General features: G+C 57.8%; 8 protein-coding genes. All 8 read left to right on the top strand.

Annotated elements, in window-relative coordinates; all coding sequences use genetic code 11:
• The first annotated feature begins 168 nt into the window (after positions 1–168).
• Entirely contained in the window at positions 169–672 is a 504-nt protein-coding gene (gene def / locus BDE01S_RS05800; RefSeq protein ID WP_066078573.1) for a peptide deformylase, read from the top strand.
• Between the two features lie 181 nt (positions 673–853).
• On the top strand, positions 854–1,780 hold the full coding sequence (gene fmt / locus BDE01S_RS05795; RefSeq protein ID WP_066078568.1) for a methionyl-tRNA formyltransferase: 927 nt from the start codon (positions 854–856) through the stop codon (positions 1,778–1,780).
• A 63-nt stretch (positions 1,781–1,843) separates the two neighbouring features.
• A complete protein-coding gene (locus BDE01S_RS05790) occupies positions 1,844–2,728 on the top strand; it encodes an ABC transporter six-transmembrane domain-containing protein (RefSeq protein ID WP_066078565.1) in 885 nt (294 codons plus the stop codon).
• A 25-nt stretch (positions 2,729–2,753) separates the two neighbouring features.
• Positions 2,754–3,269 carry a hypothetical protein gene (locus BDE01S_RS05785; protein WP_066078560.1) on the top strand — a complete coding sequence of 172 codons (516 nt, stop codon included), beginning with the start codon at positions 2,754–2,756 and terminating at the stop codon, positions 3,267–3,269.
• A 100-nt stretch (positions 3,270–3,369) separates the two neighbouring features.
• Positions 3,370–4,626, top strand: coding sequence for a 16S rRNA (cytosine(967)-C(5))-methyltransferase RsmB (gene rsmB / locus BDE01S_RS05780; RefSeq protein WP_066078557.1), 1,257 nt, complete (start codon positions 3,370–3,372; stop codon positions 4,624–4,626).
• Positions 4,627–4,702: 76 nt separating this feature from the next.
• Complete coding sequence (locus BDE01S_RS05775; protein WP_066078576.1) at positions 4,703–5,236, top strand: DUF4390 domain-containing protein; 534 nt, start codon at positions 4,703–4,705, stop codon at positions 5,234–5,236.
• Between the two features lie 2 nt (positions 5,237–5,238).
• A complete protein-coding gene (locus BDE01S_RS05770; RefSeq protein WP_066078555.1) occupies positions 5,239–7,347 on the top strand; it encodes a sensor histidine kinase in 2,109 nt (702 codons plus the stop codon).
• A gap of 94 nt (positions 7,348–7,441) precedes the next feature.
• Positions 7,442–8,716, top strand: coding sequence for a sigma-54-dependent transcriptional regulator (locus tag BDE01S_RS05765; RefSeq protein ID WP_066078552.1), 1,275 nt, complete (start codon positions 7,442–7,444; stop codon positions 8,714–8,716).
• Positions 8,717–8,728 lie beyond the last annotated feature (12 nt).

Raw genomic sequence — 8,728 nt, 5'->3', positions numbered from 1 at the left:
ATAGTCATTTGGTACAGAATGATACAGCGTTGCCGCGTCTGTCCCATTCTGTGTTATCCGACTATATTTTATTCGACTATAATGAAACCAAAAGCAAGACGCTGTATTCTAACATCGAACCTTGCCCCCGCACACAATACACAATCAACCGACTTGAAGAGACCTGTTATGGCATTACTGAATATCCTCCAATACCCCGACGAGCGCCTGCATACCGTGGCGCAGCCGGTGGCCGAAATCGACGACCGCATCCGCACGCTGGTGCAGGATATGTTTGAAACCATGTATGAAGCCCGCGGCATCGGCCTGGCCGCGACCCAGGTGGACGTGCACGAGCGCGTGGTGGTGATGGATCTGACCGAAGACAAAAGCGAGCCGCGCGTGTTCATCAACCCCGTGATTACCGAAAAAGACGGCGAAACCACTTACGAAGAAGGCTGCCTGTCCGTGCCCGGCATTTACGACACCGTGACCCGCGCCGAGCGTGTGAAAGTCGAAGCCTACAACGAAAAAGGCGAAAAATTCGAGCTGGAAGCCGACGGCCTGCTGGCCATCTGTATTCAGCACGAGCTGGATCACCTGATGGGCAAAGTGTTTGTCGAGCATCTGTCGCAGCTCAAGCAAACCCGCATTAAAACCAAGCTGAAAAAACGCCAAAAGCATAATATGTAACGCAGGCCGCTACATTGCCGTCATTCCCGCCTGCGCGGGGGGAAGCCTGCGGACTTGCGGAGCTAATGACGGCGGTTTAAAGCTAACCATTTTTCAGACGGCCTTTGCCTGCTTTTTCGGGTAAAAAGCCGTCTGAAAAACATCAGGCGTGCATGCGCCTGCCGATTTCAGAGAGACAGCCATGAAAGTGATTTTTTCCGGTACGCCCGATTTTGCCGCCGCTGCCCTTAAAACCATAGCCGCAGCAGGTTTCGAAATTCCGTTGGTCTTGACCCAGCCCGACCGCCCAAAAGGGCGCGGTATGCAGCTGCAGGCTTCGCCCGTGAAACAGGCCGCCTTAGACCTCGGACTGCGCGTCGAGCAGCCCGAAAAGCTGCGCGGCAATGCCGAAGCCTTAAATATGCTGAAAGACACCGGCGCCGATGTGATGGTGGTGGCCGCCTACGGCCTGATTTTGCCGCAGGACGTACTCGATACCCCGAAACACGGCTGCCTCAATATCCACGCCTCGCTGCTGCCCCGCTGGCGCGGCGCCGCGCCGATACAGCGTGCCATCGAAGCAGGCGATGCCGAAACCGGCGTGTGCATCATGCAGATGGACATCGGCCTCGATACCGGCCATGTCGTCAGCGAACACCGTTACACCATCGCCCCGAGCGATACCGCCAACGAAGTGCACGACGCCCTGATGGACTTGGGCGCTGCCGCCATCGTCGCCGACTTGCAGCGCCTGCAGGCCGAAGGCCGTCTGAAATCCGTGCCGCAGCCTGAAGCGGGCGTTACCTACGCGCAAAAACTCAGCAAAGAAGAAGCACGGATTAATTGGCAAGAGCCTGCCGCCGTCATCGAGCGCAAAATCCGCGCCTTTAATCCCGTGCCCGCCGCCTGGGTCGAATATCAGGGCAAGCCGATGAAAATCTGGCGCGCCGAAATCGTGAACCAAAGCGGCAACGCGGGCGAAGTCTTGGCCTGTTCTTCAGACGGCCTGATTGTCGCCTGCGGCGAAGGCGCGCTTAAAATCACCGAGCTGCAGCCCGCCGGCAGCAAGCGCATGAGTATTGCCGCTTTTGCCGCAGGGCGCAGCATCGATGCGGGCAGCAGGCTGTAGCGCGGCGGCTTGAGCGTCCTTAAACATACCGCTTCACATAACAATAATAGGAAAACGCCGCTCATGAGCGCACTTCACAATTTGAAACACATCGCCAGGCGCAATAAAAAACGCCTGGCGGCCACCTTTGCCCTGGTTTTTTCGGAAAACCTGCTGCTGCTGGTGTATCCCGTTTTGGGCGGCTTCGCCATCGACGGCGTATTGGCGGGCAATCTGATGCAGGCGCTCAGCTATGCGTTTTTGGTGTTGGTGATGTGGGCGGTCGGCTCGGCGCGCCGCGCAGTTGATACCCGCACGTTCAGCCGCATTTACGCCGAAATGGTCGTGCCCGTAATCGTCAGACAGCGGTCGGAAGGGCAGAGCATCTCTACCGTGGCCGCCCGCGTGGCCCTGTCGCGCGAGCTGGTGGATTTTTTCGAACACCATCTGCCCATGCTCGTCACCTCCACATTTTCCATTGTCGGTGCGGTGGTAATGCTGCTGCTGATTGAGTTTTGGTCGGGTGTCACCAGCCTGCTGATTTTATTGGCCTTTGCGGCGTGCGTGCCGCGCTATGCAGGGGTGAACGACCGCCTGTATTTCCGTCTCAACAACCGCTTGGAGGGCGATGTCGATTTAATCGAACGCGCCCGCCACTACCATTTGGACAAACACTACGGCCTGCTGGCCAAGCTGCGGATTAAGATTTCCAACCGCGAAGCCGCCGGCTACGGCATCATCGGCATCGCCCTGAGCCTGCTGTTCGGCATCACCTTTACCATACTGACCCTGCGCGGCGATGCCACCGCCGGGCATCTGTATGCCGTAGTCAGCTATATGTGGACGTTTGCTTTCAGTCTCGACGATACCCCGCATTTGCTGGAAGAATACGCCAAAATTAAAGACATCGGCAAGCGGGTGGAGATAGAGGCCGATGAAGAAGATGACGAAGACGGGCAGGCCGTCTGAAAAACCGTAAAAAGGAACCGCTCAAATGCAGCCGCGTCAGATTTTGATTATTGCCATTCGCCTGTTTGTGATTGTCTGGCTCATCCAGTCATTAAACTCAGGCTTTGTGACTGCCCGGCTTGCGGCAGACATGAGCGCCGGTGAATATTGGGCAACCTATTATCCGCTGTATCTTGGGTTTGCGGCTTGCTGGTTTTTTCTGTGGTTTTTCCCTGCTACCGTTGCCAAATGGCTGTTGCCTGATTATGCAGCCCAATCTGAAGAGCCCTTACCTAGCCATCCTGCACCGTGGTTGGTTACCGGTATTGCGCTGATTGGTCTGTTTACTTTGCAGCGGGCTGTGATTGATGCGGTGTATTGGGGAACATTATTGCATTACATTAAAGAAGAAGGCGGTATGGTCAATGCTTCAATCTGGTCACTTGTCAGCTTCGAGCAAAAATCTTCAATTTTTATGACCGTTGCGGAAATCCTGATTGGCTTATTGCTGCTGTTTCGCGCAGCCACCGTTAGCCGCTGGGTACGCCGCTGTATCGGTTGATTTATCTGTACCAGCCTGCAACGCTTTTCAGACGGCCTGATTAAATCAAAATGCCGTCTGAAACTTCCAAAAATAAAACTCAAAGAAAGATCCGACCGCCATGAGTATGGCCTTAGCCCAAAAACTCGCCGCCGAAAGCATCGCCGCCGTTGCCGCAGGGCAGAACCTGCAGGACGTGCTGGCCGCCATCCGCGCCCGCTACCCCGATTTGAGCGCGCAGGAAAACGGGGCGCTGCAAGACATCGCCTACGGCTGCCAGCGTTATCTGGGCAGCTTGAAGTTTATGCTGGGCAAGCTGCTGAACAAGCCCATCGATAATGCGAAACTGGAAAGCCTGCTGCTGGCCGCGCTCTACCAGCTGCATTACACCCGCAACGCGCCGCATGCGGTGGTGAATGAAGCGGTGGAGGAAATCGGCCGCATCGGGCGCGGGCAGTACCGCTCGTTTGCCAATGCCGTATTGCGCCGCTTTCTGCGGGAAAAAGACAAGCTGGCGGCGCAGTGCAAATACGACGACACCGCGCGCTACAACCTGCCGCAGTGGTGGACGGCCTATCTGCAAAACCATTATCCGAAATACTGGCACAACATCGCCGCCGCGCTGCAGTTGCACCCGCCCATGACCCTGCGTGTCAACCGCCGCAAAGGTAACGCAGCGCAATATCTGGCCGCGCTGACCGAAGCAGGCATTGAAGCCAAGGCTTTGGACGATTATGCCGTAACCTTGAGCGAAGCCGTGCCCGTGACCAAGCTGCCCGGTTTTTCAGACGGCCTGGTATCGGTGCAGGACTTCGGTGCGCAAAAAGCCGGTTATCTGCTCGCGCCGCAGCCGGGCGAGCGTATTCTCGATGCCTGCGCCGCGCCGGGCGGCAAAACCGGGCATATGTTGGAGCTGGCCGATTGCGAAGTGACCGCTTTGGATATTGACGAAGCGCGTTTGGCGCGGGTAAAAAGCAATATCGGGCGGCTAGGTTTCGAGGCCGCGCTCAAATGCGCCGATGCACAGGATTTGGCCGCGTGGTATGATGGCAGAATGTATGACGCGGTATTGGCCGATGTGCCGTGTACCGCCTCGGGCGTGGCGCGCCGCAATCCCGACATCAAATGGCTGCGCCGCCCGACCGACGCGCTGAAAACGGCGCGCCAGCAGGAAGCGTTGCTGGATGCCTTGTGGCAGGTTTTGAAGCCCGGCGGCCGGATGCTGCTGGCGACCTGCTCGATTTTTGCCGAAGAAAACAGCGGCCAGTCAGATAAATTCCTTAACCGCCATGCCGATGCGAAGCTGATTGAAGAGCATGTGCTTTTACCGAACAAACACCAAGATGGCTTTTATTACGCGCTTATCCGCAAGCTGTAACACGGTTTTCCGCCGATTGGCCGCCCGCGCCGTTTTTCAGACGGCCTTGGGCGCGGCTGCGGCTGCCATTCTGCTGATGTTCGCCCCGGCGGCGCAGGCGGAAGGCATTACTGCGACCCGCTCCGAGGCGCGGCTGACGGCGGGCGGGCAGCTTTCCGTGAGCAGCCGCTTCCAAACCGAGCTGCCCGACCAGCTCAAGCAGGCTTTGCAGCAGGGTGTGCCGCTGAATTTCGCGCTGAACTGGCAGCTTTCCGCGCCGACTGTGCCTGCGTATAAACACAAGCTGGCGCAGCTGGTGAGCGATGACGGCACGATTCAATACAAGCTCGCGTTTCACCCGCTGACCAACCGCTACCGCGTATCGGTCGGCACGTTTTCCACCGAATACGACACCCTGCCTGCGGCTCTGCGTGCAGTCGGGGCGGTGGCAAACTGGAAAGTATTGGGCAAGGGCGATTTGAAGGGCGTGAAGGCGCGCGAAGTCAAAGCGGAAATCCGTTTGCAGCTTTCCACCGCCAAGCTGCCCAAGCCGTTCCAAGTCAACGCGCTGACCTCGAAAAACTGGCAGCTTGATTCGGGCTGGAAATCTTTGGGCATCAGTCAGGAGTAAGTATGCGCCGTTTCCTTTTGGCAGCCGCGCTGGCGGCGGTGGCGCTGCTCTACGGCCTGACGGTCGCTACGGGCAGCAGCAGCAGCCTGAGCGATTATTTCTGGTGGATTATCGCCCTGTGCGTGTTGCTGCTGCTGGTGTTGTCGGTGGTGCTGATACGCTATGTGCTGCTGCTGATGCGCGAGAGCCGCCGGGGTATTTTCGGCTCGCAAATCGCGCAGCGCCTGTCGGGGATGTTTACGCTGGTGGCGGTATTGCCCGCCGTGTTTCTGTTCGGCGTTTCCGCGCAGTTTATCAGCGGCACGATTAATTCCTGGTTCGGCAACGACACCCGGGAAGCCTTGGAGCGCAGCCTCAATTTGAGCAAATCGGCGCTGAGTCTGGCGGTGGACAACGCCGTCAGCCACGCCACGCCGATACAGATTGATTTAATCAGCGCATCTTCATTGGAGCGCGACTTGGGCGAAGCGCTGCCGGCGGCCACCAATGCCGGCGAATTTCCCCAGCTGGCTTTGTTCAACCTCCATACCGACAAGTTTGAGAAAAGCATCAACCCGCAGCAGCTGGCGCAGCCCGGCCTGAGCGAGGCGGAGCAGGAAACTTTGCAGCAGAGCGGCTCTTTACGCAGCCTGACCGACATCGGCGGCGTGCTGTACGCGCAGGGCTGGCTGCTGGTGGGCAATGCGGGCGGGCCGGAATATGCGCTGTTTTTCCGCCAGCCGATTCCGCAGGACGTGGCGCAGGATGCCACTCTGATTGAAGCAGCACGCGCCAAATATGCGGAGCTCAGCTACAGTAAGCAGGGTTTGCAGACTTTTTTCTTGGTTACTCTGATGGTGGCTTCGCTGCTGGCGATTTTCCTGGCTTTGGTGATGGCGCTGTATTTTGCCCGCCGTTTCGTCGAACCGGTGCTGTCGTTGGCCGAAGGTGCGCGGGCGGTGGCGCAGGGCGATTTCAGCCAAACGCGGCCGGTGTTCCGCAACGATGAATTCGGCCGGCTCACCCAGCTTTTCAACCACATGACCGAGCAGCTGGCGATTGCCAAAGAAGCCGACGAGCGCAACCGCATCCAGCAGGAAGCCGCGCGGCATTATCTGGAATGCGTATTGGAAAGCCTGACGACGGGCGTGATTACCTTAGACGCAGCAGGCCGTCTGAAAACCTTCAATAAAGCCGCCGAGCGTATTTTGGGCATTTCGCTGGTGCCGCTGTGGGGCAGCAACTGGCACGATTGGAGCGGGCAGTCGCCGCAGCAGACGCTGCTGGCCGAAGTGTTTGCCGCCATCGAAGCCTCGGCCGATGCCGCCAAACCGGTGCAGGTGGAATATGCCGCGCCGGACGATGCCCGCATTCTGCTCGGCAAGGCCACGGTGCTGCCGGAAGACAATGACAACGGCGTGGTGATGGTGATTGACGATATTACCGTGCTGATGCGCGCGCAGAAAGAAGCCGCCTGGGGCGAAGTCGCCAAGCGGCTGGCGCACGAAATCCGCAATCCGCTGACACCCATCCAGCTTTCCGCCGAGCGTCTGGCATGGAAATTGCATGATAAATTGGACGAAGCCGACGCGCAGATTCTGAACCGTTCGACCGATACGATTGTGAAGCAGGTAGCCGCTTTGAAAGAAATGGTGGAGGCCTTCCGCAATTACGCGCGCGCGCCGTCGCTGAGCTTCGAGAAGCACGATTTGAACCGATTGGTGGAAGACGTATTGCTGCTGTATGAGGGCAGCGCGTGTACATTCTCGGCTAAATTCAGTAATATAGCATTGTGGGTGGCGGCCGATACCACCGCCGTGCGCCAAGTGCTGCACAATATTTTTAAAAATGCCGCAGAAGCCGCGGAAGAAGACGAAGCACCGGCGGTATCGGTGGAAACGCAGACGGAAGGCGGGCAGATTGTGCTTTCCGTATGCAACAACGGCAAGGGTTTCAGCAAAGAAATGTTGCACAATGCCTTCGAGCCTTATGTGACCGACAAGCCGAACGGTACGGGCTTGGGCTTGCCCGTTGTCAAAAAAATCATAGAAGAGCACGGCGGCCGCATCAGCCTGAGCAACCAAAGCAGCGGCGGCGCCTGTGTCAGAATATCCTTACCCCCACATCCGTAAAAGCAAGGCCGGAGTGCTCGGCAGCCGCAGGCAGGCCGTCTGAAAACGCTCCGGATTGCCGAACACAAGGGCTTGCCCCAAATGGTAGAAAGTTATGCGAAGCAGTGATATTTTAATTGTAGATGACGAAGTAGGCATTCGCGACCTGCTCTCCGAAATCCTTCAGGACGAAGGTTATACGGTGACTTTGGCGGAAAACGCCGAAGAAGCCCGTCAGCTGCGTTACCAAACCCGGCCTGCAATGGTATTGCTGGATATCTGGATGCCCGACTGCGACGGCATTACCCTGTTGAAAGAATGGGCGAAAAACGGCCAGCTCAATATGCCGGTGGTGATGATGAGCGGCCACGCCAGCATCGATACCGCCGTAGAAGCCACCAAAATCGGCGCACTCGATTTTCTGGAAAAACCGATTGCCCTGCAAAAGCTGCTGACCACGGTTGACCGCGCCCTGAAACACGGTGAAATGCAGGCCGCGGCAGGCTTGTCGTTCGACCGCTTGGGCAACAGCCCGGTGGCGCAGGAATTGAGCAAAAAGCTGGAAGCCGCCGTTAAGCAAAACGATCCGGTGTTGCTGGCGGGTGAAGCCGGCTCACCGTTCGAGCTGGTGGCACGCTATTTCCGCAAAAACGGCGCGCCGTGGGTGGAAGCCGCCAAAGTCGAGCATCTGGTCGATATTCCTTTGGAGCTGTTGCAAAAAGCCGGCGGCGGCGTACTGTATGTCGGCGACATCGCGCAATACAGCAAAAGCATCCAAAACGGCATCGCCTTTCTGCTGGGTAAGGCCGACCGCCACAACGTCCGCATCATCGCCGCCGGCAGCCGCAGCGTGGAAGAGCTGGCCGAAGCCGCTGCCGACAGCAAGCTGGCCGATTTGTTTGCCGCCACCGTCATCAACCTGCCGCCCCTGCGCCAGCAGCGCGAAGACATCGATTTTTTGGTAAACCAAATCGGCATCGAGCTGGCCGAAAGCGAAAAAATTCCGCTGCCGACGTTCAGCAGCGGCGCATTGGCCGCCTTACGCCAATACGATTGGCCGGGCAATTTCGAGCAGCTGCGTGCCACGCTCAAAAACCTGGCTTTGGAAGCCGAGGGTAGCGAAATCGGCGAAGCCGCCGTAGTCGCCTTGCTCGGCCAAGCGCCGATTGTCGATTCCGAATCCGTCGGCGGATTCAATTTCAATCTGCCGCTGCGCGAATTGCGGGAAGAGTTGGAGCGCCGCTATTTCGAATACCATATCGCCCAAGAAGGGCAGAATATGAGCCGCGTCGCCCAAAAAGTCGGCTTGGAGCGCACACACCTGTACCGCAAGCTCAAGCAGCTCGGCATCAGCGTATCGCGCAAAAGTGGAGATAAGGGCGAAGAGTGAGCCCTGAGTGAT

The sequence above is a fragment of the Bergeriella denitrificans NBRC 102155 genome, from assembly GCF_001592185.1.
GTDB lineage: Bacteria > Pseudomonadota > Gammaproteobacteria > Burkholderiales > Neisseriaceae > Neisseria > Neisseria denitrificans.
This window is presented reverse-complemented; position numbering and strand designations above follow the sequence as displayed.

Excerpts from the sequence above, each read along its gene's own strand:
- BDE01S_RS05785 (WP_066078560.1), top strand. The coding sequence starts at position 2,754 with ATGCAGCCGCGTCAGATTTTGATTATTGCCATTCGCCTGTTTGTGATT.
- BDE01S_RS05790 (WP_066078565.1), top strand. The coding sequence starts at position 1,844 with ATGAGCGCACTTCACAATTTGAAACACATCGCCAGGCGCAATAAAAAA.
- BDE01S_RS05770 (WP_066078555.1), top strand. The coding sequence starts at position 5,239 with ATGCGCCGTTTCCTTTTGGCAGCCGCGCTGGCGGCGGTGGCGCTGCTC.
- rsmB (WP_066078557.1), top strand. The coding sequence starts at position 3,370 with ATGAGTATGGCCTTAGCCCAAAAACTCGCCGCCGAAAGCATCGCCGCC.
- BDE01S_RS05765 (WP_066078552.1), top strand. The coding sequence starts at position 7,442 with ATGCGAAGCAGTGATATTTTAATTGTAGATGACGAAGTAGGCATTCGC.
- fmt (WP_066078568.1), top strand. The coding sequence starts at position 854 with ATGAAAGTGATTTTTTCCGGTACGCCCGATTTTGCCGCCGCTGCCCTT.
- BDE01S_RS05775 (WP_066078576.1), top strand. The coding sequence starts at position 4,703 with ATGTTCGCCCCGGCGGCGCAGGCGGAAGGCATTACTGCGACCCGCTCC.
- def (WP_066078573.1), top strand. The coding sequence starts at position 169 with ATGGCATTACTGAATATCCTCCAATACCCCGACGAGCGCCTGCATACC.